Source organism: Leisingera sp. ANG1, from assembly GCF_000203975.2.
Lineage (GTDB): Bacteria > Pseudomonadota > Alphaproteobacteria > Rhodobacterales > Rhodobacteraceae > Leisingera.
On the sequence record NZ_AFCF02000003.1, the window covers coordinates 178,417 to 200,217 of the forward strand.

The window sequence follows — 21,801 nt, forward strand, 5'->3', positions numbered from 1 at the left end:
GCCGAATTCGATGCTTTCAACTCCGGCGTCAAATTCGAGAAGCTGGCCGCCTTCGTCCAAGGCGACGATGTCTGGAAGGCGGGTTTCTTAGACTCTGGCCGATGCCGCTCGTGCAGATGCCGAATACCAGCAAAGGGATGCCCGCATCGAAGGCAATTGAAGCAGGAGGGTTCATGACACAGTTTTTTAGGCTGCAAGCCTCATTCAATGCGGCCGCGGACGGAAGGGGACCTGAACAGCGGCCAAATACGGTGGAGACCTGCTTGTCTCGGTTAGGCAAAACTGGGTGACACAAGAGAAAATGACCCCCGCCGCAGCAATGTCGGGAGCCCAGTGGAACGACCAAGTTGGGGACAAGTCGTGCAGCGCTTTAAGGCTGCCAGCAGTTGTAAGACGCACAATGCCGGGTTCGGTTCCGAAAAAGTCCTTGAACGCAAACATATTTCCTTATCGACTAGCCCAGCAAAAAAGGCATTGACCAGCCCCCGCTCTCGAAAACATGTGCATCGGCTGAAAACTCATTCAATTTCTTCAGGGCATGGATGGGGAGCGTAGCGTTGTCCCCATTTGGTAATGCCAGAAACGAAAACAGGCGCGGGCCACGATTGCGTGGCCCGCAAACTAATCGGGTCAGAAACCGGCAGAGTCCTCAGTTGACTGGGCCATTGGACAGAATTCCCGCAGTTACACTGTCTGTGAGTTCCAGCGCCTCGTCATCTTGAAGGCTAAGCAAATCAGCAAGCGATGCACGCGCGCGTCCAACCCGGCTTTTAATCGTCCCGACAGCGACACCGCAGGTTTCAGCAGCTTCTTCATAGGAAAACCCGCCTGCACCGACCAAGATCAACGCCTCGCGCTGAGTGTCCGGAAGTTTTTCGAATGCCTGCATGAAATCCCGCATGTTAAGGCGGCCATCGTGATCGGGTTTTGAAGCCAACGCCAAGGCCAGCGATCCGTCAGCATCCTCAACCTCGCGCTTGCGCTTGCGGCGCAGCGAATAGAAAGTGTTACGCAGAATGGTAAACAACCAGGCCCGCATGTTCGAGCCGGCATTGAACTTCTCGATATTACTCCAAGCTTTGATCAGAGTGTCCTGCACAAGATCATCTGCAGTTGCCGAGTTCCTGGTGAGACTGAGCGCAAAGGCACGCAGCGCGCCCAGATGCTCAGTCAACTCATCTCGCGGATCAGCTGTCATTGGATGTCCTTCTTGTGAAGTTCAGCTTTGCGCAGCTGCTCAAGCAGATCAGTGAACCGCTCCGGCAACGGTTCCGCCGCCAGCTCGTCAAAGGCATGCTTTAGGCTGCGGTCGATATGGTCCGCTTCACGGGGGACGCGGTGGATGTTCTTTTGCTTCGCCATTGTTCCCTCTGCTCGACGCTCACAGGTTCTCAACGCGTCAAGCAGCGAAATGGTTCCTGCGATGCTGAAAAGAGGATTAGCCCGGACAATTGCTCACCTCATGCAGAAATCAGTTGGCGCGTCGCTGTCATCATCTGACCCGGAAAGTTAGTTCATGTCGGGCCGGTCATCTGCGCCACGGTGTGCCATCAAGCGGCTGACGGACAAAAGCAGTGCTGCCAACCCTGCAGTAAGAAAGGCCATCACTGTGAAGCCGAGCCCTGCTGCCATTCCAACCGCCCCAGAAACCCAGATGCTGGCAGCCGTGGTGATACCGCCGACACGTTTGTCGCCCTTGATGATCGCCCCTGCGCCAATGAAGCCTATCGCACCCATCAAGCCCTGGGTCACGCGGGTCGGATCTGAAGACAGGCCCTCGGCCTGCATCTGACGGCCAAATTCCAGACCTACGATGATGAAAGCCGCTGCACCAAGTGAAACCATCATGTAAGTGCGGATGCCTACCCTGCGGTGGCGCAATTCCCTGTCCAGTCCCAGCAGTGCGCCGCCGGCCAGGGCAACGGTCAATCGCAATGCCCAGTCCAGCTGTGTTGAATGGCTTGCTGCGCTCGCGAAAAAGTCCACTCTGCCTACCCTCCCGGCACCACTGCTTTTCCCTGCGCGGCTGCAGGGTTCTGCACGACAAACACTTGAACCGGCAAAGAGTTCCCTAGCCTGGCATATCTTCGGGTGAGCTGCCAGGAAACAATTCGGGGGCTTTTCCACAGACCGCAATCGCGCATCCATGCTTCGTCTTCCAAATTTCAACACTTGTTCTTCAGTGGTAATCAGGAGCGAACCTGAGCGTTTCCAACTTTAGCCAATCAATTTAGGAACCGTTCAAGAAGCTCGTGCGTTTCTCCGTTGCATCCCCATTCGGGGCAGAAATGTAAGGAGCAATAAGATGACTCAACTGATCCGAACCGCCGCCCTCGTTTCGGCCATGGCGACGGCAGCTGTGGCCGGCCCCAAAGTCTCCGAAATCGACGTAACAGCAGATCTGAGCGCGATCGAAAACCACTCAGCCGCCGCAGTTTGGACCAGCCTGGAAACCGACCTGGAGACGGCGCTCGCTGAGCGTCTGATCGGACAGATCGCGGATGCTGATACTGAGGGCGCGGAAATTCATGTCGAGATTGACTCGGTTCTGCTGGCCAGCAACTTCGAACAGGCGCTTGGTGTCGGCGAATGGGTGCTGAAGGGCGATGTGGATATCGACATGCCTGATGCATCCAAGGACATGCGATACGATCTCACGGTCTCCGCGGATCAGCTTGATGCCTACTACCCTGAGGGCACCGATCCTGCGACTGTTACCGTTGACAGCGAAGCGTTCTATTCCGCCATCATCGGTGCCTTTGCCGGTAACGTGGCATCCAAACTGAAATAAGGAAAACGTTATGCGCATCATTCTCGCGTTCTTTGCGCTGGTCGGTCTGGCCGCATGTGAAACTGCCGAGGGCTTCGGCAGGGATGTTTCGAACCTCGGCAATGAGATCACCGAAGAATCTCAGGAAGCGCAGTAAAGCCTTACTTGCTCTTCCAAAACTGAATGGCTCGGCTCATTTGGGTGCCGGGCCATTTTTTCGTCCGCAGCAAAGCACCTGCGGGCCATCCTGACTGCTGGCGGTTCAAACGATGTCTTCGGTCGCCCCGGGCAAAGGTTGCTGCAAATCCGACATCCTGTCCTGATCATGCAACACTAGTAGACCGCGGCGCGCTTCCGGGCGCCGCACGTTGTTGCGGCGGATCTCATTTTGCCACCATGGAGCTGCTGTTGCCGGGTTCAGCGCTTCAAGCGGCAGATCCTCTTGCCACCAGTGCCGCGCCAGCGCATGCCACAGCTGTCTGACCCTGTCCTTCTGCGGTATCCGCAGAGCCGCTTCGGTATCCCATCGCATTGAGCGCCCATTCAAATTGGCTGAACCAACCATAGCAAAGCACCCGTCAGTGATTAATACCTTGCTGTGGAGATAGATCATGGGGGATCCCGTCAATACAGAGGGCGCATCGCGGGCCGCCATGCGCGGCTGAACCGGGCTGGCAATACAGGCGCGTGTGCCAAAGGCTGTGCTGATCTCCTGCAGTGCTTCGGCCTGCAATGCCATGCCATAACGCGCATCCAATTCACGGCTGCCCTCAAAAGCAACCTCCTCGGGCAGCGCAGGCAGAATCAGGATCAAGGACAAATCCGGGTTGCGGCGCGCCGCATCGGCCAGCCCGCGGGCAATTACGCTGGAGCGCAGGTATTGGGTTTCCAGGTAGACCAGATGCCGGGCCTGTGCGAAGGCCTCTAAGTGATCGTCCTCAATTTCTTTCAGGACCGTCCGTGGCGACAACGCCCAAAACCCGCCGCGGCGCGGCACAGAAAGCGTTCGACGGATGTGTTTGCCTTCGGAGGGGCGCTTGCGCAGGGCGATTTCCTCCTGGAACTGCTCAAGATGGTTTGCTGCCTCAGCGGCTTCTGGCCCACGCACCATCAGCTGCACATCAGCCCATGTTTCGTGCGCTGGTTGGTCGTGCTTCTGAGTGTCGAACCGGCGCCGGTTCAAATCCAAGCCGCCGATGTAAAGGATTTTACGGTCGATCACCGCAATTTTTTGGTGTTGAGAAACCGGGTGAAGCTGCGGCAACCCCTGACGGCTGGCCGCTTGGGGCCGCAATCGTTTGGGCAGGTTGCGCAGTTTTTGCAAAACGAAAGGTGAAAAGGCTATCCGCGGCAACAGCCCTGCTCGCGCGGGATGCATCGCGGCGGAGACCGAGAGCAGGGCCGCCTGCTCAGGCCCGAGAGAGTCAGCAATTTGCTGTGCTTGCTTCAATGTCTTCTGTGCAGCTGCATGCAGCGGAGTGGCCATGACCGGATCAAAATCGCTTACCACCAGCCTGACACGGACACCGCGCCGAAGCGCATCGGAAATGAGATCTGCCCAGGTTTCCCCGAATTGCAATGTTTCCGGAGAAAGAAGAGGCGTGGCAAAATCGAACAAGCGGAAGCTGGCAATGATCTCCTTGCGGGCTTTCAGTACTGCCCGTTCGAAGGCGGGCCAGGCCTGCTCGGCGGTGATCAGTACCTCAAAATCCCCGCGGCGGTGTTCATGCGGCGGGTTCTTTTGCATCTTGCTCCTGCTCCGTCATTGAGGCCTCTGGCGGTGATGCCCCTGCAACGGCGGGGAACCCCAGACGGTATGTATACCTGCTCTCTGTTTCATGGGTGGTGGCATCACCATCAAGCTGTGTGGCAAAGGCTGCCATCAGGCGTGCGCCGATACCGGTGCCCCCGATTTCCTCGTCAGGGTCCAGCATCGGTTGCCCCTTGGTATTGGTCACCTCAAGCTCCAGCCAGTTTTCTGCCGTTTCGCGCAGGCTGACACTGATTGCCGGCCGTCCGCCCTCCGGTACGCCGGTGTATTTCACAGCATTGGTCATTGCCTCCGAGACGAGCATCGAAAGGGTTACCGCCTGATCCTGGCTGAGCGGTCTTTGCGCAACGTCGGTCTCGATTGCTACATCCTGTCCGGTGCCAGAACTCATGGTGCCGATCTCTTCTATCAGCTCGTTGATAAGTTCGCGGCTGTCTACGGTGGAAACGTCCGGATTGGTGTTAAGACTGCGATGGATGGTGGCCAAACCGCGCACCCGCCTCTGCAGCTGTGACAGCATCCGCCGGGCCTCCGGTGTTTGGGCGTTCCGGCCTTGCATGTTCATGATGGATGCCACCAGCTGCAGGTTGTTCTTCACACGATGATGCACCTCGCGCAGCAACATTGTTTTTTCTTCCAGATCAAGCTCGCGCCGCCTTTCTGCTTCACTCAGGATCGCCACCATGCGATTGAAGGATTGCTGCGCCTCCCCAAACTCCCGTGGGGGCGAATTGAGTTCAAGGGTTGTGTTCTCTCGCTCCCCCAGCGCATAGCGGCGCATTGCTCTTCGCAATGCGTTAAGATGGCGGATCACCATCTGCTGCAAGCCTAGGACAGCGACTGATATCCCAGCAATCCACATCAGCACCGGGAAGGCCAGGGTCATCCAGGAGGTCGGGCTGGTGCTCACGGACAAGGCATTCTCCACTGGCCAGCTGCCGACAACTGCTACTTGGCCGGGAAGGATTTGGCTCACGGCAAAAAAACGCTCCTGGCCGGAACGCGAATCTTCAAAGAATGTGCTGCCGGCGCGCTGCAGCAGTTCCCGTCGCGGGACCGAAACCGGCAACGCCTGTGCGGCCTCCTGCTCCGGTACGCTTGCGGACAGGATCTCCCCTTGCGCGTCCAGGGTTACAAACCGGATGCCCTGCTCGGCCCATCTGGTGCCAGCCAGCGATTTGGTCAACTGGTGCGGAATTGCGATGGAGATATATCCTAGAAGGGTGTCGGCGCGTTGCACCGGGCTGGTTGCTACCAGTTGGGGGCCACCAGCGCCGAGTATCCCGTCTCCCACTGCAAACGAGAGGCGCGCGGCTTGCTGGCTCTTGAGAAACATCCACTTCTCGGACACATCCGCCGTGCTGCCATCTGATGAGCATTCCATTTTCCCCCCAGGGGTGATGAAAGCTGCAAAGGTGAAGGGATTCTGGCCTTGAACAAATGCCGTCATCAAGTCTGTGCAGCGGTCGCCCTCGCCGTAAATAGGCAGGATCGCGGCAGCCAACCCCTCAGTGGCGCCGCCAGCCCGCTGCAGCAGTTCGCGTTCCTTGGCTGCGGCTTGCTGGGTATGTGCCAGCAAAGACGCATGGGATAACCGGTTGGCTTCCTCGACCACGGCGTTGGTCTGGTACAGCGCAATCAGGCCCAGCGGCAGCAGCGCAAACGTCATCAGCGCGGCCAGCCGTGTAAGAAGGCTCCCTTGAAGCCGTGACCCTGCGATCATGCGGCGCTTTGCTGGGCAACGATCCCAGCTGTGACAGTATCAGTCAGTTCCATTTTGTCTTCGCCTTCCAGACCCATCAGCTCCGTTAGACGGGCACGCGCACGGTTCACACGGCTCTTGATCGTTCCTGTCTTCACGCCGCACATCTCTGCGGCTTCGTCATAGGAAAAACCTCCCGCGCCAACCAGAACCAAGGCTTCACGCTGCTCGTCACTTAAGTGCTCAAATGCCGCGTTGAAGTCCTGCATGTGGAGCCGCCCGTCATGATCGGGTTTCTGGGCAAGGGCACCAGTGAGCACACCATCAGCGTCCTCCACTTCGGATTTGCGTTTGCGGTTAAAAGAATAATAAGTATTGCGCAAAATGGTGAATAGCCAGGCCCGCATGTTCGAGCCGGGATTAAACTTCTCGATATTAGCCCAGGCCTTGACGACAGTGTCTTGCACCAGGTCATCGGCAGTGGCGCTATTGCGGGCAAGACTGATGGCAAAGGCGCGCAGTGCACCCAAGTGGTTGACCAACTCATCTCTGGGATCTGGCGCGGCCTCAGTCATCGGAAGATTTCTCTTCCAGCTGATGTGGATTGTGCGCCTCGAGCGCTTCCTTTTCCTTCAGTTTCTTCAAAAGATCAGTAAACCTGTCGGGCACAGGCTCACTTGCGATCTGATCAAAGGCTCGCTTAAGGTTCTCATCAATTTCGCGGTCGGCCTGTTCGTTGCGCGGCCGGGCGTGTTGTGGTCGTTTCATGCAATCCAACAGTTTTCTGCGCAGCTTTTGGAACTAAACGCTTTGAGGCGCGTTTGGTTCCATATCTATTGTAAAAAAAGGGACTACGCAAAATGACCGCTCAATCGGGAGAACTGATCGCCAGTCAGATCGGCGCTAACCTGCCCTATTTGCGCCGCTATGCCAGGGCGCTGACCGGCAGTCAGGACACCGGTGACAAGTATGCGCTGGCGACGCTCGAAGGCATTCTTGCTGGCGAAGAAGATTATGACAGCACGCTGTCTCCCAAATTAGCGTTGTTCCGCGTCTTTCATGCTATCTGGTCCTCTTCAGGAGCTCCCGCCGCGGAAAATGAAGACGAGCCCAGTCTGGCAGCCAAGGCACAGAAACACTTGCGGCGGCTTACACCGAACACCCGAGAAGCGCTTCTGCTTCACACCATCGAAGAGTTCAGCGCAAAAGATACCGGCAGAATCATGGGCGTGAGTGAAAAAGAAGCCTCTGAACTGATTTCAATTGCTTACGAGGAAATGGCTCGCGCCACCTCTGGCCAGGTTATGATCATCGAAGATGAGGCGGTTATTGCAATGGATCTCGAAGCGATCGTGACCGGAATGGGCCATAGCGTGACGGGTATCGCCCGCACAGAAACCCGCGCGAAGGAGGTGGCCGCACAGGTTTCGGCGGACCTCATCCTGTCTGACATCCAGCTGGCAGACAACTCCAGCGGCATCGACGCGGTGAATGGGATCCTGGCAACTCATGGCGAACGGCCAGTGATTTTCATCACGGCCTATCCTGAACGCCTGCTGACAGGTGAGGGGCCGGAACCGGCGTTCTTGATTTCAAAACCTTATACTGAGGAGCAGGTGCATTCGGCAGTGAGCCAGGCGATGTTCTTTTCGTCCACCGAAACGCTGAAGGCCTGATTAAGCTTAGTGGAGAGAGGTGCTCAGTCCAGGTCCGTATTGGCAACGGAGCAATAAATGCTCCGTTAGTCATGCACAAGCTAAGTCCATTGGGCAGGTGCTGCAAACAACGTTGTATTCTAGACGTTTAAAGCAATCTGTTTGCTGCTGCTTCGCTGTCTTGGATTCTGCTGGCGCAATGAAGACTAGTCTTCAGCGCCAGCTAAAACACAGATTGACAGTTTGGGCACCTTTCATACCAGTTTAAGCCAGATACCGCGCGCGGATGAGTGGGGGTTCACGCCAGTGTGGCAATCCGGCTCTGACTTGGTGGAACCGGCAGACTCGCAAAATTTGGTTGCTGCAAGCGCTAACGTAATTTGTGCTCTTTTTCCAAATTCAGTCGCCGAAGCAGCAAATGCCCCATTAGTTTTGCTTATCCATGAGTTTCATATCGTGTGTTGACAGAAGGCCGCGAAAGGGCCCGCATGCACCAGCAGCTGTTTGTAACCGCCTCCTGTGGCCGGTATTTTCCCGGCGGCGGTCAAGAGCTCCTTCCAGCCGATCAGGGCTGAAACCGCGGAAATGTCCTGCACATCAAGCTAGTTGTTATCTCTAGAAGTGCAGCGGAGTTTGGAATGAGCAGTACCCCTCTTACTTTCGCAGACCGTCACCAACGATTGAAGTTCTTCCGGTTTGCGCCATGGCAATGCTCAATTCTTCGCTAAGGGCATTCCAAAGTTGTTCCAGCCCCGGCTCACCAGCAGCCGCTATCGCGTATTGCAGAATCCGGCCGATAAAGACGAAGTCCGCACCCACTGTAAGAGCTTTGAGAACATCCTCGCCTGACCGGAGGCCGCTGTCATAGAAAACTGGGGCCTCCGGACCCACCGCCGCACGTATTTTCCTGAGCATCTCTATCGGTGCCGGAGTTGCTTCCAATTGGCGCGCGCCATGGCTGGAAACCTGGATGGCATCAACGCCTGCAGCGACCAGCGTGCGGGCATCTTCTACGTCGAGCACGCCCTTCACCACCAGCTTGCCGGGCCAGAGATCGCGCAGCCGCGCCAGTGTGTCCCAAGTGGCGCGCGCCCGGCTTTCGGTTCGGTCGAATTCGTAGCCCTCCATCTCGAAATTCGCCATCACTGGCTTACCTTTCATCAAAGTGGTCAGAGACCAGCGCGGATGCAGGGCAAAATCAATGAACTGCCGCGGGCCGATGCGGAACGGCATCTTGAAGCCGTGGCGCAGCTCGCGCGGGCGGCGGCCGACCTCGGGCACATCGACCGTGAGCACCAGCGTCTGATAGCCGGCCGCGCGGGCGCGCTCGGCCAGCTTGAAGGTGCCAGTGCCGTCGCCGCTGAAATAGAGCTGGAACCAGGCATAGCCCTCTGACGCCGCCAGGATGGTCTCCAAAGGAGTCGAGGCGACGGTGGAAACCCCATGCGGCACACGGTAGCGCGCCGCCAGCCGGGCCAGCATCAGGTCGGCCCCGGGGGCCGACAGGTTGCACATGCCCATGGGGGCAATGCCGAAGGGCCGGTCCGCCTCGGCACCGAAAACCCGGGTGGCCAGCGAGCGCTGGCTGACATCGCGCAGGATACGGGGCCGCAGGGTGATGGCGTCCAGGGCAGCGCGGTTGCGCGCCGCCCCGGTTTCCTGTCCGGCGGCGCCGTCGATATAGTCAAACACCATCCAGGGCAGCCGCCGCCGGGCCAGGCGCCGGGCATCCTCGGCGGAATGGATGGCGCCTGCGCCCATCAGCCGGCCACGGCCTTCATGAAGCGGTCGCGGATCACCACTGGGTCCATCGTGATCACCGGCATCTTGGCGTTGCCGCTGTCGCATTTGACCACCAGCACGGTGGCTTCACCGCTGGCGAGCGCTTCCTCCAGCGCCGGCCCGGTGTCCTTGTCCTGCACCTCCACCACCCGGGCGCAGCCAGCGGCGCGGGCCATGCCCGCCAGATCGGTGCGCTGGCTGGTATAGGTTGGCTGATCACCGGTGGAGCCATAGGAGCCGTTGTCGATGATCATCAGGATGTAATTGCCGGGGGCATTGTTGCCGATGGTGGGCAGGGTGCCGAGATTGGTGAGGATCGAGCCGTCACCGTCGATCACGATCACCGGTTTCGGCTGCGCCAGCGCCAGCCCCAACCCGATGGAGGAAGCCAGCCCCATGGTGCCCAGCATATAGAAATTTGTCGGCTGGTCGTCGATCGCGTGCAGCTCCTGGCTGGGAATGCCGATGTTACAGACCACCAGCTGGTCCCGCAGGATGGGCGCGATCTCTTTCAGGATTTCGGAACGGATCATTGGTCGCCATAGCCTCCCCAGAAGTTGGCGTCGGTCAGGATGGCAACGGGCTTGTTGCACATGAAGGTGTATTTCAGGATGTTGTCCAGCTCCTCGACATCTTTCTGCCAGTGGAAGTGGTAGGCCGGGATATTGAGCTGGGCCAGCAGCGCCTTGGTATGCACCGCCATTTCAACCTGGCAGGCCACCGGCTCGCGCAGCTCGCCGCGGTAGGAAATCAGCATCGGCAACGGCATCCGGTAGTATTGGATCAGCGTTGCCAGCGTGTTGATGGTGACCCCGATGGCGGTGTTCTGCATGATGATGGCGGGACGCTTGCCGCCCATCCAGGCGCCGGCGCAGAGCCCCATGCCCTCGTCCTCCTTGTTGGAGGGGATGTGAAAGATGTCGTCGCGCTGGTCGATCTCCTCGATCACGCCGGCCAGTTGCTTGCAGGGCACGGTCGTGACGAAGGAGACGCCGTTGGCGGCCAGATCGTCAGCGATCCTCTTGTCTATGTTCATGGTGGGTAGCCTTTGCTTCGGAGGTCGTGTTTCTGAGTCAGGAAGTGCGGCAGACATGCACCGCGCAAGGTGCGTGGCGAACCACGCGGGCGGCTGTCGAGCCGAGGAAAAAGTCGCTAAGCCCCGGTTTGTGGGAGCCGACCACGATGCAGTCCATGCCGTGCTGCTCTGCGTATTCGACAATGGCGCGGTAGGACCGGCCTTTGACGATTTCCGCCGTCACATTGTCCAGGCCTGCGGTCTTGGCCGCGAGCAACTGGCGGGCCTTGTCGAAGCCTTCGCGCACGGTGTCTTCATCCAGGTAGGCGGTGACCGAACTGTGCACCGCCTCATAGACATGCAGCGCGGTGATCTGCCCGCCCGGATTGCACAGGGTGGCGGCGGCCTTCAGCGTGGTCTCAGAGACCCCGTGATCCAGGGCCATGGGAACCAGGATTTTGTCATACATGGTTGCTCTCCGTTTGCTCCGTGCGCGGGCTCATGCCCAGGGGTCGAGGATGATCTTGGGTGCCGCCACCGCGCCGGACCGCAGGTCGCGGAAGGCAGCTGCGCCGTCCGACAGTGGCCGCTGCTCAGTCCAGTCTAGCGGGCCGAGACGGCCGTCGAAGATTGCCTGCGCAGTGTCGCGGAAATCCTGCGCGGTATAGGTGTAGGTGCCGATGAACGTGATTTCCTGCAGCGTCATGCGGCGGATTTCCAGGCCGCCCGCGTCCTCGCCCAGTCCGACATGGGCAATCACCCCGCCGGGCGCGGCAGTTGCTGAGGCCGCGGCGCGGGTGGCGGCATAGCCCACGGCGTCCACCACCAGCGTCGCCATGCCCTGAAACTCCGCCACCACCTTTTGCCCGCAGCGGTCCGTCAGGAAGGCCCGGCGCGCTTCGTTCGGCTCCTGGATGGTCACCTCCGCCACCCCCATCGCCCTGAGCGCCAATGCCGCAGCCAGGCCGATGGCGCCGCCGCCGATCACCAGCGCGCCGGGCTCCGTGCTTGGGTGCAGCGCCTCCAGTGCCAGCCGGGCGGCGTGCCAGCTGACCGCCAGCGGTTCGGCCAGCGCGGCCTTTTCCAGCGGCACCGCCTCCGGCACGGTCACAAGGTTGCGCTCCGGCATCGCCACGAACTGGGCAAAGGCACCCTCGCGCGGGGGCATGGAGATGATCTGGCGGCTGGCGCAGAGGTTTTCGCGCCCCGATGCGCAGGCAGCGCAGCTGCCGCAGGTCACCAGCGGATTGATCGTCACCCGGCGGCCTGCTTGCGGTCCGTTTTCGATCACCCCCGCGGCTTCATGCCCCAGGATCAGTGGCGCGGGCCTGCGGTTGTCATGGCCCAGATAGGCGTGCATGTCCGACCCGCAAATGCCGGAGGCGCGGATGCGGATCAGATGTTCGCCGTCCCGGCCCGCTGCCATTGGCACATCGCGCAGCGCAAGCGTTTCAACCCCTTCATAAACCAAGGCTTTCATTTCGCCGTGAACCCCCCGTCAACCATCAGGATTTGTCCGGTGACATAGGCCGACGCCTCCGAGCACAGGAACAGCAGCGGCCCGTCGATATCCTCCATCCGGCCGTTGCGGCCGATGCAGGTCTGCGCCGCATTGCGGGCGGCGCGGGCGTCATCCTCGAATACCGCCTGGGTCAGCTCAGTCGGGAAGAACCCCGGCCCGATCGCGTTGGCGGTGATGCCATGAGACGACCAGGCTTCCGCCATGGCGCGAGTTAGCTGGCCAATCCCGCCCTTGCTGGCGCCATAGGCAATGCCGCCGGGAAAGGCGCGGGTTGTCTGGAGCGAGGCGAAATTGACGATCCGTCCCCAGCCCCGCTCCTTCATCGCCGGCACCAGCGCCTGGCTCAGGAAGAAGGGCGCCGAGAGGTTCAGCGCCAGGGTCTGATCCCAGCCCCCCGCTGTCACCTCATCCGCGGTCTGCCGCGGGTTGACACCCGCCGCATGCACCAGGATGTCCGGCGCCCCGAAGGGGGCGGAGACCGCTTGCCGCAGCGCTCCCAGCTTGCTGCGGTCCGCCACATCCGCGGCCGCATATGCGGCCGCTGGCCCGATCTCCGTGCAGAGGCTCTCCAAAGCCTCCGCCCGCCGCGCCACCGCCACCACCTGCGCCCCGGCTGCGGCCAGCGCGACCGCTGCCCGCCGGCCCAGACCAGAGCTGGCGCCGGTGATGCAAGCGCTCCGGCCTGCCAGATCGAACAGGGTTCGCGGGTCAGCCATTGGCGGTCAGGTCAAAGGTTTCATCCGGGAAATACTTGGCCAGCCGCACGTCGGCCGCGCGGGCGTGGCCCTCCATCCCCTCCAGCCGGGCAATCCGGGCCGTGGCCTCTGCCACCGGCTTGGAGCCCTCGCGGGTAGCGCGCTGCCAGGTGACGATTTTCATGTATTTGTGGACACTGAGACCGCCGGTATAGCTGGCCGCGCGCGAGGTCGGCAGCACGTGGTTGGTGCCCGCCGCCTTGTCTCCGTAAGAGACCGTGGTCTCCTCGCCCAGGAACAGCGAACCGTAGCAGGTCAGTTGCTCCAGCCACCAGTCCAGGTCCTCTGCCTGCACGGTCAGGTGCTCGGGCGCGTATTCGTCGGAACAGGCGGCCATATCCTCGCGGTCCGCACAAAGGATCACCTCGGCATAGTCGCGCCAGGCCGCGGTGGCGTTCTCGCGGTTCACCTCGGGCAGATCGTCGATGTAGCCGGGCACTAGCCGCATTACTTCTTCCGCCAGGGCGCGGTTGTCCGTCACCAGCCAGACCGGAGAGTTGTAGCCATGCTCTGCCTGGCTCACCAGATCGGTGGCGACGATATGGGCATCCGCGGTGCTGTCGGCCAGGATCAGGCTGTCGGTGGGGCCTGCGATCATGTCGATGCCGACACGGCCGAACAGGATGCGCTTGGCCTCCGCCACGAACTGGTTGCCGGGGCCGACCAGGATATTGGCCTTGGGCAAACCGAACAGTCCGAAGGTCATCGCCGCGACGCCCTGCACGCCGCCCATCGCCATGATCTGGTCCGCGCCGCAGATGTGGGCGGCATAGACGATGGCGGGGGCCACGCCCACCCCGGGACGCGGCGGCGAGCAGGCGGCGATGTGCTTGCAGCCGGCCACCTTGGCGGTGGTCACGGTCATGATGGCGCTGGCGATATGGCTGTAGCGCCCGCCAGGCACATAGCAGCCTGCCGCGTCCACCGGGATCACCTTTTGTCCGGTGACAAACCCGGGAGAGATTTCGGTTTCCACATTCTGCATCGTGCTTTTCTGCAGCTCAGCAAAGCGGCGCACATTGTCGTGGGCGAACCGGATGTCGGCCTTCAGCTTCTCCGGCACTTGCGCACAGGCGGCCTCGATCTCCTCGGCCGTCAGCAGCACATTGCCTTCGTACCGGTCGAATTTGGCGGCATATTCCAGAGCCTTGGCATCGCCGCCGACCTCAATATCATCCAGGATGCCCTGCACGATCTTATGAGTCTCGGAGGCATCCGACTTGGGGGTCAAGGCGGCTTTTTTCAGGTATTCACGGGTCATTTCCGGGGGTCCTACTTGTAGATATCAGGAAGCAGCGTGGTCGAGATCGGCGGGAAATAGGCGATCAGCAGCACCACGATCAGCATGGTCAGCACGAAGGGCACGGCGCGGGCGGCGATCTTGAGGATGGATTCGCCGGTGATGCCGGAGACAACGAACAGGTTCAGCCCCAGCGGCGGGGTGATGAAGCCCACACCCAAAGCAGTGATCATCATGATGCAGAACTGGATTTCGTTCATTCCGATATTGTCCGCCAAGGGCTTCAGGATCGGTGCCAGGATCACGATGTTGGGGGTCGTCTCCATCACGCAGCCGGCGGCAATCAGGATGCAGATCATCAGGAGAATCAGCAGCGAGGGATCATCGGTCAGCCCGGTCACCGCGGTCACGAAACCCTGCGGCACGCCCATGATGGCCAGCGCCTCGGCCAGCGGGGCGGAGAAGGCGATGATCGGCAAGATCACCCCGTTCACCTTGGCAGAGCTGACCAGCATCGCCGGGAAGTCCGACAGCTTCAGGGTGCCGAGCAGGAAGCCCATCAGGATGGTGACGACGACCGCGGTGGCGCCGGCCTCGGTCGGGGTCAGGCGGCCTGAGAAGATGCCGTAGAAGATGATCCCCGGCACGATGAAGGCATACCAGCCGGATTTTAGCGCATGGCCCAGGTTGCCCAGCCACTCGCCCAGTCCCATATTGCCGCCGGTCTCATAGGTATAGAGCCGGTTCATGATGATGTTGGTGACCAGGATCGACACCAGGATCGCCAGACCCGGGATCAGCGCGGCCAGAAACAGGGTGGATGCGGAAATGCCGAGTACCAGACCGATGATGATATAGGCGATGGAGGGCGGGATCAGGATGCCGGTGCAGGCGCCCGCCGCCACCAGCGCGCAAGCATAAGGCCGCGGATAGCCGCTTTCGACCAGCCGCGCGATGGTCATCCGGCCCACGGCGGCAGCACCGGCGGCGTCAGAGCCGGAGATCGCCGCGAACATGCCGCAGACCAGCACCGTGGCAGAGCCGAAGCCGCCCCGTGTCCAGCAGGTCAGCGCCTCGGCCACATCCAGGAACTTCTTGCTGAGCCCGGTCCGAACCAGCACATCGCCGGTCAGGATGAACAAGGGCACCGCGGTCAGCGCAAAAGCGTCGATGCCGGTGAACAGGCTTTCGCCGATGGCGCTGAGCGGCAGGTCGCCAGACATCACCAGCATGGTGATCGCCGCCGCGCCAATGGCGGCCCAGACCGGCACTGCCAGCGCTATCAGCGCCACGAACATGATCACTGGCAGGTAGAAGTCCCAGCCCAGCTCGACTGTTTGGTTGAGTGAATTCCACAGCATCGCTTAAGGCCCCTCAATCAAACAGCTTGTCGCCTTCAAAGACGGGGGTGCCGTCGCGAAGGCTGCGGTAATCGCGCAGGAAGGATTGCAGCAGGCGCCAGATCATCAGGGCAAAGCCCGCGGGCACCGCCATCAGGAACCACACCATCGAGATGCGCAGCCCGTGGCTGACCGATCCGAATTTGGCGGAGACCAGCACCGTCTCGAACGACCAGTAAAGCGCGACCAAGGCCACGATGAACATCACCAGGTCGCCGAAGATGTAGACCAGCGCTTTGGTGCGAGGCCCCAGGTAATGCAGGATCACGTCGATACGGATGTGGGCGCGCTCCTTGACCGCCGCCGCGGCGCCGATCCAGGCCAGGTAGATAAAGGAATAGCGGACGATTTCCTCGCCCCAGATCGAGGAAAAGGCAAACAGCTCGCGCCGGATCACCTCGATCGCCATGGTGATGACCAGCATCACATAGAACACCAGGAGCAGCCAGCGTTCTGCGTTCTTGTCGATGTTTCGCAGGATGTGCATTGCCATTCCCGGGGTTCAGGCACACCCCCACAGCCAGCCCGGCGGGCTGTTGCGAAGGCTGCTGTTGAAAAATGCGGGGGCCGGATGAAGGCGCTCCCGCCCTCTTAGGCTCAGGCGTCGTGGACGTAGTATTTGCCCTGGGTGCCTGCGGCCTCTTCCAGCTTGGCGAAGTTGTCCATCGAGCCTGCCAGCTCGGTCTTGAAGGAATCCCACTCGCTGCGCTGATAGCCGCCGGCTTCCTGCCACTCGCCCAGCTGATCGTCGCTCAGTGCATGGAATTCGACACCGGCCTTGGTCAGTTCCGCCATCGCATAGGCGCGGGCGGAGGGCACTTTGGACAGGTTCTGATGCGCGGTCATTTCCGATCCCCACATCACGCCGTCCTGCACGTCGGCAGGCAGTGAATTGAACCATTCCAGATTGCAGGAATAGACCTGACTGTCTGGTACCGCCTGGGTGAAGGTCACATGGCTCAGGATATCCTTGAAGCCAAAGACATAGAGTGCCCCGACGGAGGGATCGAGCGCATCCGCCACCCCCTGCTTGATGGCGGAGGGCGTCTCGCCCCAGGCCACCGGCGTCGGGTTGGCACCGACCATGCGGTAATACTGCTGCAGCATCTTGGATCCCGGCACCCGGAATTTCACTCCGGCCATGTCGCCCGGCGACATCACCGCGTTGCCGCCCTTGCGCACCGCCACGACGCGGGGGTCGATATTGACATAGAACAGCGCCTTGAAGCCTGCGACCTCCACTTTTGGGTGCACTTCCGCGTTCCAGAAATCGGAGGTCACCAGATTGGTGAAACGCTGGTTGGAGCCGCAGAGATAGGGCATGTTGATCAAGTCAACAGTGGAGGCGAAAGGCGCAAAATTCGACAGCGAATGCTGCGCTGCCTGAATGGTTCCGCCCTGCACCTTCTGCACCAATGCGCCGCCCGCACCCAGCTGGCCGCCAGGGGCCAGCTTGACATAGATCTTGCCATTGGTGGCGTTTTGGATGTTCTCCTTGAGATCCAGCTGCATGATCGGATAGCTGCGCGACGCGCCCAGCACATAGGCCGTGGCAACGGTCATGATATGCTCCGCTGCACGTTCCCGCTCTTTCTCTTCCTTGGCGGTTTGCGCGGCGGCTTCGGACGACCAAAGAACCCCGCCGGCACCGGCCACCAGCGCCGCGGTGAAAGAGCCGGTCGAGGCCAGTTTCAGAAAATTGCGGCGCTCAGCAGATTTGAGGCCATCCTTGCCATTCGTCATTGTCTTCCTCCCTAAAGATCCGTCAGCTGCCGTTCTTGTTCTTGTGGTCAGCCTCGCGCTTGAGAATGGCCGCCACGAACAGGATCGAGGCAGCGAACAGAACCAGCATCTCTCCGACATCGCCCAGGAAGCCGCCGCCGCCAAACGCACCCATGGCGACATTGGCAAAGAACACGGCAAAGACGGCAGCGGCAGCCCAGAGAAACATCGCAAATTCCCGGTTTGTTATCCCAATCCCATTTGTAAGCGCTTACATTAATAATGCAAGCGCTTACATTGATAGCTGGCAAGCGCTGCATTTTGTGGTATGACGAGGGGCAAAGGAAATGGCAGACGTCACATGGGAAAAACCCGCTCAGCTCCGACACTTAACGATGTTGCAAAGGCCGCGGGCGTTTCCACCGCCACGGTGTCGCGCTGCCTGAATTCTCCGGATCGGGTGATCGAAGCAACCCGCCAGAGGGTGATGCAGGCGGTCGAATCACTGGGCTACACGCCGAATTTCGCGGCGCGCGTGATGGCAGCCAAACGCAGCTTCACCATCGGCGCCATCATTCCGACCATGGACAACGCCATTTTTGCCCGCGGCCTGCAGGCCTTTCAGGACCAGCTGCACGAGAACGGCTATACGCTCCTGGTGTCCAGTTCGGCCTACGACCCTGAGGCGGAACGCGAGCAGATCCGCACCCTGGTGGCCCGCGGCGCCGACGGGCTGCTGCTGATCGGGCACGCGCGCGACGCAGAAATCTACGAGTATCTGGAGCGCCACCAGATCCCGTCACTGGTCGCCTGGTCCTACGATCCCGAGGCACAGCGGCCCTCTGTCGGTTTCAGAAACACAGACGCAATGTGCGAACTGGCGCGGAGCGTGATTTCGGCCGGCCACCGGCGGATTGCCATGATCTCGGGCATGACACAGGGCAACGACCGGGCGCAGGGCCGTTTGCAGGGCGTCAGGCAGGCAATGGAGGAGGGTGGACTGGACACCAGCGACTTAAAAGTGATCGAAACAGCATATGAAATTGACAAGGGGGCTGAGGCCTTTGCCCAGTTAATGGACCTGACGCCTCGCCCAACAGTGGTTATATGCGGCAACGATGTACTGGCTGCAGGGGCCGTGCACGAAGCACGAAAGTTGGGGATTAAGGTACCAGAGCAGGTATCCGTCACGGGCTTTGATGATATCGAGCTGGCGGAGATCGTTAGCCCAGCCCTGACCACCGTTCACGTTCCGCACCGAGAAATGGGACGCAAGGCAGCGTGCGAACTGACAGCAATGGTTGAAGGCAAGTCGGAAGGCAGAACAATCTGCATCAGTACAAGGCTTGTTACCCGCGACTCTTTGGCAATGCCGCCTTTTCTTTCATAAAGAAAGACTCGCAAAATAGGTTAGTGCACCTGACACTTACGGAATAGCAAATTCCAAATGGTCCGCCCGAGGCTCACCTGATCGTTTCATTTCCGGCACCACCGCTCCCTGTCGCCCCAAATGAGGACAGTCTGATTGGAGCATTTTCCTCCAAACATGACACGGTGAATTGCCAAGCCGGAAAATTACCTCACTTCCGCTTCAAGAAACATCAGGTTTCGGACTGGCTAATGAGTTTTGCACCAAAACGTGTCAGATCAATTTCCCAAGAGCTCTGGCTCCTTTTTGCAAGGACGGCAGAAACTCCATCAACTCAGACAAACTGCGGCGCTGCACTGGGGCATGAACCGAGAGTGTGGCTAGCAGCCGGTTGCGGGCATCCCTGACTGGAACAGCAACGGCGGCCATTCCAGCTATGAATTCCTCATCATCAGTGGAATAATCGCGGCTTTCGATCGTCTCAAGCTCTGCGCTGAGCGCATCAGGATCCGTACAGGTCTGCCCGGTTAACGCTTCGAGAGTACGCGCACGCAAGACAGCTACCCGTGTGCTTGGTTTTAGAGTAGATAGATACATCTTGCCACTTGCTGTGCAATGGAAGGGAACCTGAGTGCCTATTGGCAGTTGAATACGCAGTGGCCATTTGGTTTCCACCCGGTCCAAATAAAGCATCCCCTCACGGTCCGGGATTGCCAGATTGCATGTTTCTCCCAATTCTTCAGCAACGCCTTTGAGAATGATCAAACGCGCTGTGCTCAAATGTTCCGACGACATAGTAGCAAGTGCCAGCTTGCGCAGCCTCGGCCCGGGCCCGTAGGCCCGCCCGTCGAGGTCGCGCTGCAGGAAACCCTCGGCCTCGGCTGTTTGCATCAGCCGGTGCACGGTGGGCTTGGGCAGGCCCATCGCCTCGATCATCTCGGCCGGCTTCACCGCGACGCCGCGGCGGGCGACCTCCTCCAGCAGCACCAGAAGGCGCAGGTTGGTGGGGATCTGCCCCTCTTTCTTTTCCGGCGCATCTGCTGCCATCGCCGCCTCATCGCTACTTGTTGGGCAGCAGCACCAGCGCGAAATCAGGAACCAGTGAGACCAGTACCCAGACCCCGATCAGGGCTGCAAGGTAAGGAACCGTATAGCGGAGCAGGCGGAAATACGGAACACCGGTCACACCGGATGCGACGTAGAGGTTCAGCCCGTAGGGCGGGGTGATGAAGCCGATGGAGGCGCCGACTAGGAAGATCACTGAGAAATGGATCGGGTCGACCCCAACAGAGGCCGCGATGGGGGCCAGGATCGGCGCCAGGATGATGGTCACCGGCAGGCTTTCCAGCACCATGCCGGAGAAGAACACGATGACCATCGAGGTGAACAGCACCGCATGGTAGCCACCCATTGAAGTGACAAACCCGCCGATCGCCTGCTGCGCCCCGAGGAGCGACAGGATCTGCTGCATCACCACGGAAATCGCGATCAGCGGCGCCAGAATGCCAGTGATCTGGGCCGAGCGCACCACGATGCCGGGGATCTGCGGGATGGTGAAACCCTCAACCACCAGCATTTCAGCATAGGATTTTTCTTCCCACGTTTTGTCACTGCGGGCACCGGTGATTTTGGTCACCACCCAAGACAGCACGCCCGCAATCACGCAGAAACCAACGGTAACGCCCGCCGCCTCAGTAGGGGAGAACTTGCCGGTGTAGATGCCCCACAGCACCAGCCCGATGGCAAAGAAGCCAAGCCAGGCGCCGAAGGCTGTTTTCAGGACCCGGTTCAGCTGCAAGGGGATCAGGAAGCCCCAGCCGTTCTTGCGGCAGATGATCCAGCAGGCCAGCTGCATGCCGATGACCATCATCGCGCCAGGCAGGATGCCCGCGACGAACAGGTCGGAAATCGGCAGGTTCATCAGGAACCCGTAGACGATAAAGATGATCGACGGCGGGATGATGATGCCCACGGTGCCGCCCGCGGCGGCGGTGGCCGCCGAGAAACGCTCGTCATAGCCGCCCTTGACCATTTCCGGGTGCAGCATCGAGCCGATGGTGGCCGTTGTCGCCGAGTTAGAGCCTGAAATGGCGGCAAACAGCCCGCAGGCGCCGAGCGAGGCCATCGCCAGCCCGCCGCGCATCCAGCCAAGGCAGGCATAGGCAAAATCCGAAAGGCGCCGGGCGATGCCGGACTGGTTGATCAGGTCGCCGGTCAGGATGAACAGCGGCATCGCCAGGAGCGCAAAGCCCTTGTTGAACACATTCAGAAGCTCCGCCCCCATGTTGTCGAGCGTCAGCCCCAGCACGAAGGAGCAACCGATCACCCAATAGCCGATCACCAGCAGCACCGGCACGCCCAGCATGAACAGGAAGGTGACCCCAATCGAGATCAGCGTGACCCAGGTTCCCGTATCCATTACACGTCTCCTCCGATCACAGCCTGTTTGATCAGCGGCGCGCCGCTGCGGTAGTTGCGGATGTCGTCGGCCAGGTTTTCAAACACCCGGGCGATCATCAGGACAAAGGACAGGGGCGCGGTGATCAGGAACCACCACTGCAGCACGCTGTCGGTGCCCAGCACGATCTGGAAGTTCGAGGCCGACAGCGCCGTCAGCCGGGTGGTGGTGACAAAGACGATCACCGCAAAGCCGAACCACAGGACCGCATCCAACGTCAGGCAGCCCATCTGCGCCCAGCGGGGCATGACGGTGCGGAATTCCGAGAAGCTGAGATGGGTCCGCAGCCGCACGTTGAAGGCGGCCCCGAACCAAGCCATGATCATGAACAGCAGCGGCGGAATGGTGGTGGACCAGGGCTGCTGGTTCTTGAACACGAAGCGGTCAATCACACCCCAGAAAATGATGAAGGCAATCGCCAGGTAGCTCCACACCATGATGGTGCGCTCCAGGTGCCGGTCCATCAGCGGCACCAGCCGGTAGACCAGCATCACCAGAAGGCCGCCGAGCGCGGCGGCGGCGGTGCCCAGCACCCAAGCGGCATTGCTTTCTAGGGCATTGCGGATTTCCCAGCTATCCTGGGACGCGAAGGCGCTGAAAATGGCAGCGATATCCGGCCAAAGCTGCATGTGTTCCTCCC

25 protein-coding genes are annotated in these 21,801 nt (G+C 60.3%); 4 read left to right on the plus strand and 21 right to left on the minus strand.

Going from position 1 to position 21,801, the window contains the following annotated elements; translation table 11 throughout:
* Positions 1-649: 649 nt before the first annotated feature.
* From GC1_RS06990 to GC1_RS06995, 3 genes are all read right to left on the minus strand, one after another.
* Positions 650-1,198, minus strand: a complete 549-nt coding sequence (locus tag GC1_RS06990) for an RNA polymerase sigma factor (protein ID WP_019296345.1) — start codon at positions 1,196-1,198, stop codon at positions 650-652.
* Positions 1,195-1,362 carry a NepR family anti-sigma factor gene (locus GC1_RS22605; RefSeq protein ID WP_019296346.1) on the minus strand — a complete coding sequence of 56 codons (168 nt, stop codon included), beginning with the start codon at positions 1,360-1,362 and terminating at the stop codon, positions 1,195-1,197. The genes GC1_RS06990 and GC1_RS22605 overlap by 4 nt, the downstream gene beginning before the upstream one ends.
* A gap of 147 nt (positions 1,363-1,509) precedes the next feature.
* The gene (locus tag GC1_RS06995) at positions 1,510-1,935 is read right to left on the minus strand and encodes an MgtC/SapB family protein (RefSeq protein WP_237754570.1); all 426 of its coding nucleotides are present in this window, start codon (positions 1,933-1,935) and stop codon (positions 1,510-1,512) included.
* Positions 1,936-2,305: 370 nt separating this feature from the next.
* Between GC1_RS06995 and GC1_RS07000 the strand changes: the two genes are divergently transcribed.
* Positions 2,306-2,791 (plus strand): hypothetical protein, encoded by a 486-nt coding sequence (locus tag GC1_RS07000; protein WP_019296348.1) that lies wholly within the window; start codon positions 2,306-2,308, stop codon positions 2,789-2,791.
* A 10-nt stretch (positions 2,792-2,801) separates the two neighbouring features.
* Positions 2,802-2,927, plus strand: a complete 126-nt coding sequence (locus GC1_RS07005) for an entericidin A/B family lipoprotein (protein WP_019296349.1) — start codon at positions 2,802-2,804, stop codon at positions 2,925-2,927.
* Positions 2,928-3,032: 105 nt separating this feature from the next.
* On the opposite strand, the gene GC1_RS07010 is transcribed toward GC1_RS07005, so the two are convergent.
* The 4 genes from GC1_RS07010 to GC1_RS22125 are packed head-to-tail and all read right to left on the minus strand — an operon-like array spanning position 3,033 to position 7,011.
* Positions 3,033-4,517: a phospholipase D-like domain-containing protein gene (locus GC1_RS07010; RefSeq protein WP_019296350.1), complete on the minus strand. Its 1,485-nt coding sequence runs from the start codon at positions 4,515-4,517 to the stop codon at positions 3,033-3,035.
* The gene (locus tag GC1_RS07015) at positions 4,495-6,264 is read right to left on the minus strand and encodes a sensor histidine kinase (protein ID WP_019296351.1); all 1,770 of its coding nucleotides are present in this window, start codon (positions 6,262-6,264) and stop codon (positions 4,495-4,497) included. The genes GC1_RS07010 and GC1_RS07015 overlap by 23 nt, the downstream gene beginning before the upstream one ends.
* A complete protein-coding gene (locus GC1_RS07020; protein WP_019296352.1) occupies positions 6,261-6,818 on the minus strand; it encodes an RNA polymerase sigma factor in 558 nt (185 codons plus the stop codon). The genes GC1_RS07015 and GC1_RS07020 overlap by 4 nt, the downstream gene beginning before the upstream one ends.
* Entirely contained in the window at positions 6,811-7,011 is a 201-nt protein-coding gene (locus tag GC1_RS22125) for a NepR family anti-sigma factor (RefSeq protein WP_082008917.1), read from the minus strand. The genes GC1_RS07020 and GC1_RS22125 overlap by 8 nt, the downstream gene beginning before the upstream one ends.
* Positions 7,012-7,103: 92 nt before the next feature.
* Here GC1_RS22125 and GC1_RS07030 point away from each other — a divergent pair, with 92 nt between their 5' ends.
* On the plus strand, positions 7,104-7,919 hold the full coding sequence (locus tag GC1_RS07030; protein WP_019296354.1) for a response regulator: 816 nt from the start codon (positions 7,104-7,106) through the stop codon (positions 7,917-7,919).
* 633 nt (positions 7,920-8,552) lie between these two features.
* Here GC1_RS07030 and GC1_RS07035 read toward each other — a convergent pair.
* From GC1_RS07035 to GC1_RS07085, 11 genes are all read right to left on the minus strand, one after another.
* Positions 8,553-9,659 carry an alpha-hydroxy acid oxidase gene (locus GC1_RS07035; RefSeq protein ID WP_019296355.1) on the minus strand — a complete coding sequence of 369 codons (1,107 nt, stop codon included), beginning with the start codon at positions 9,657-9,659 and terminating at the stop codon, positions 8,553-8,555.
* A complete protein-coding gene (gene comE / locus GC1_RS07040) occupies positions 9,659-10,213 on the minus strand; it encodes a sulfopyruvate decarboxylase subunit beta (RefSeq protein WP_019296356.1) in 555 nt (184 codons plus the stop codon). The genes GC1_RS07035 and comE overlap by 1 nt, the downstream gene beginning before the upstream one ends.
* Positions 10,210-10,716 carry a sulfopyruvate decarboxylase subunit alpha gene (comD, locus tag GC1_RS07045; protein ID WP_019296357.1) on the minus strand — a complete coding sequence of 169 codons (507 nt, stop codon included), beginning with the start codon at positions 10,714-10,716 and terminating at the stop codon, positions 10,210-10,212. Before comD ends, comE begins: the two co-directional genes overlap by 4 nt.
* A gap of 37 nt (positions 10,717-10,753) precedes the next feature.
* A complete protein-coding gene (locus GC1_RS07050; RefSeq protein ID WP_019296358.1) occupies positions 10,754-11,164 on the minus strand; it encodes a universal stress protein in 411 nt (136 codons plus the stop codon).
* Positions 11,165-11,194: 30 nt separating this feature from the next.
* A complete protein-coding gene (locus GC1_RS07055) occupies positions 11,195-12,175 on the minus strand; it encodes a zinc-dependent alcohol dehydrogenase (RefSeq protein ID WP_019296359.1) in 981 nt (326 codons plus the stop codon).
* Positions 12,172-12,933: an SDR family NAD(P)-dependent oxidoreductase gene (locus GC1_RS07060; protein ID WP_019296360.1), complete on the minus strand. Its 762-nt coding sequence runs from the start codon at positions 12,931-12,933 to the stop codon at positions 12,172-12,174. Before GC1_RS07060 ends, GC1_RS07055 begins: the two co-directional genes overlap by 4 nt.
* Entirely contained in the window at positions 12,926-14,233 is a 1,308-nt protein-coding gene (hisD, locus tag GC1_RS07065; RefSeq protein WP_019296361.1) for a histidinol dehydrogenase, read from the minus strand. The genes GC1_RS07060 and hisD overlap by 8 nt, the downstream gene beginning before the upstream one ends.
* 11 nt (positions 14,234-14,244) lie before the next feature.
* Positions 14,245-15,573 carry a TRAP transporter large permease gene (locus GC1_RS07070; protein ID WP_019296362.1) on the minus strand — a complete coding sequence of 443 codons (1,329 nt, stop codon included), beginning with the start codon at positions 15,571-15,573 and terminating at the stop codon, positions 14,245-14,247.
* A 13-nt stretch (positions 15,574-15,586) separates the two neighbouring features.
* Positions 15,587-16,099 (minus strand): TRAP transporter small permease, encoded by a 513-nt coding sequence (locus GC1_RS07075; protein ID WP_029204831.1) that lies wholly within the window; start codon positions 16,097-16,099, stop codon positions 15,587-15,589.
* 110 nt (positions 16,100-16,209) lie between these two features.
* Positions 16,210-17,355: a TRAP transporter substrate-binding protein gene (locus GC1_RS07080; RefSeq protein ID WP_019296364.1), complete on the minus strand. Its 1,146-nt coding sequence runs from the start codon at positions 17,353-17,355 to the stop codon at positions 16,210-16,212.
* Between the two features lie 22 nt (positions 17,356-17,377).
* On the minus strand, positions 17,378-17,563 hold the full coding sequence (locus tag GC1_RS07085; protein WP_019296365.1) for a hypothetical protein: 186 nt from the start codon (positions 17,561-17,563) through the stop codon (positions 17,378-17,380).
* A gap of 132 nt (positions 17,564-17,695) precedes the next feature.
* Here GC1_RS07085 and GC1_RS07090 point away from each other — a divergent pair, with 132 nt between their 5' ends.
* Positions 17,696-18,724: a LacI family DNA-binding transcriptional regulator gene (locus GC1_RS07090; protein ID WP_019296366.1), complete on the plus strand. Its 1,029-nt coding sequence runs from the start codon at positions 17,696-17,698 to the stop codon at positions 18,722-18,724.
* A gap of 252 nt (positions 18,725-18,976) precedes the next feature.
* On the opposite strand, the gene GC1_RS07095 is transcribed toward GC1_RS07090, so the two are convergent.
* From GC1_RS07095 to GC1_RS07105, 3 genes are read right to left on the minus strand one after another with little or no spacing between them, the layout of a single operon-like run.
* On the minus strand, positions 18,977-19,750 hold the full coding sequence (locus tag GC1_RS07095) for an IclR family transcriptional regulator (RefSeq protein WP_019296367.1): 774 nt from the start codon (positions 19,748-19,750) through the stop codon (positions 18,977-18,979).
* A 13-nt stretch (positions 19,751-19,763) separates the two neighbouring features.
* The gene (locus GC1_RS07100; protein WP_019296368.1) at positions 19,764-21,122 is read right to left on the minus strand and encodes a TRAP transporter large permease; all 1,359 of its coding nucleotides are present in this window, start codon (positions 21,120-21,122) and stop codon (positions 19,764-19,766) included.
* On the minus strand, positions 21,122-21,790 hold the full coding sequence (locus tag GC1_RS07105; RefSeq protein WP_019296369.1) for a TRAP transporter small permease: 669 nt from the start codon (positions 21,788-21,790) through the stop codon (positions 21,122-21,124). The genes GC1_RS07100 and GC1_RS07105 overlap by 1 nt, the downstream gene beginning before the upstream one ends.
* Positions 21,791-21,801: the final 11 nt, after the last annotated feature.

Coding starts and splice junctions, on each gene's coding strand:
- GC1_RS07095 (WP_019296367.1), bottom strand. CDS start 19,750: ATGGCAGCAGATGCGCCGGAAAAGAAAGAGGGGCAGATCCCCACCAAC.
- GC1_RS07030 (WP_019296354.1), top strand. CDS start 7,104: ATGACCGCTCAATCGGGAGAACTGATCGCCAGTCAGATCGGCGCTAAC.
- GC1_RS07015 (WP_019296351.1), bottom strand. CDS start 6,264: ATGATCGCAGGGTCACGGCTTCAAGGGAGCCTTCTTACACGGCTGGCC.
- GC1_RS07010 (WP_019296350.1), bottom strand. CDS start 4,517: ATGCAAAAGAACCCGCCGCATGAACACCGCCGCGGGGATTTTGAGGTA.
- GC1_RS07000 (WP_019296348.1), top strand. CDS start 2,306: ATGACTCAACTGATCCGAACCGCCGCCCTCGTTTCGGCCATGGCGACG.
- GC1_RS07105 (WP_019296369.1), bottom strand. CDS start 21,790: ATGCAGCTTTGGCCGGATATCGCTGCCATTTTCAGCGCCTTCGCGTCC.
- GC1_RS07100 (WP_019296368.1), bottom strand. CDS start 21,122: ATGGATACGGGAACCTGGGTCACGCTGATCTCGATTGGGGTCACCTTC.
- GC1_RS22605 (WP_019296346.1), bottom strand. CDS start 1,362: ATGGCGAAGCAAAAGAACATCCACCGCGTCCCCCGTGAAGCGGACCAT.
- hisD (WP_019296361.1), bottom strand. CDS start 14,233: ATGACCCGTGAATACCTGAAAAAAGCCGCCTTGACCCCCAAGTCGGAT.
- GC1_RS07090 (WP_019296366.1), top strand. CDS start 17,696: ATGGGAAAAACCCGCTCAGCTCCGACACTTAACGATGTTGCAAAGGCC.
- GC1_RS06990 (WP_019296345.1), bottom strand. CDS start 1,198: ATGACAGCTGATCCGCGAGATGAGTTGACTGAGCATCTGGGCGCGCTG.
- GC1_RS07050 (WP_019296358.1), bottom strand. CDS start 11,164: ATGTATGACAAAATCCTGGTTCCCATGGCCCTGGATCACGGGGTCTCT.
- GC1_RS07085 (WP_019296365.1), bottom strand. CDS start 17,563: ATGTTTCTCTGGGCTGCCGCTGCCGTCTTTGCCGTGTTCTTTGCCAAT.
- GC1_RS07075 (WP_029204831.1), bottom strand. CDS start 16,099: ATGCACATCCTGCGAAACATCGACAAGAACGCAGAACGCTGGCTGCTC.
- GC1_RS07055 (WP_019296359.1), bottom strand. CDS start 12,175: ATGAAAGCCTTGGTTTATGAAGGGGTTGAAACGCTTGCGCTGCGCGAT.
- comE (WP_019296356.1), bottom strand. CDS start 10,213: ATGATCCGTTCCGAAATCCTGAAAGAGATCGCGCCCATCCTGCGGGAC.
- GC1_RS07020 (WP_019296352.1), bottom strand. CDS start 6,818: ATGACTGAGGCCGCGCCAGATCCCAGAGATGAGTTGGTCAACCACTTG.
- comD (WP_019296357.1), bottom strand. CDS start 10,716: ATGAACATAGACAAGAGGATCGCTGACGATCTGGCCGCCAACGGCGTC.
- GC1_RS07070 (WP_019296362.1), bottom strand. CDS start 15,573: ATGCTGTGGAATTCACTCAACCAAACAGTCGAGCTGGGCTGGGACTTC.
- GC1_RS07035 (WP_019296355.1), bottom strand. CDS start 9,659: ATGGGCGCAGGCGCCATCCATTCCGCCGAGGATGCCCGGCGCCTGGCC.
- GC1_RS07060 (WP_019296360.1), bottom strand. CDS start 12,933: ATGGCTGACCCGCGAACCCTGTTCGATCTGGCAGGCCGGAGCGCTTGC.
- GC1_RS07005 (WP_019296349.1), top strand. CDS start 2,802: ATGCGCATCATTCTCGCGTTCTTTGCGCTGGTCGGTCTGGCCGCATGT.
- GC1_RS22125 (WP_082008917.1), bottom strand. CDS start 7,011: ATGAAACGACCACAACACGCCCGGCCGCGCAACGAACAGGCCGACCGC.
- GC1_RS07080 (WP_019296364.1), bottom strand. CDS start 17,355: ATGACGAATGGCAAGGATGGCCTCAAATCTGCTGAGCGCCGCAATTTT.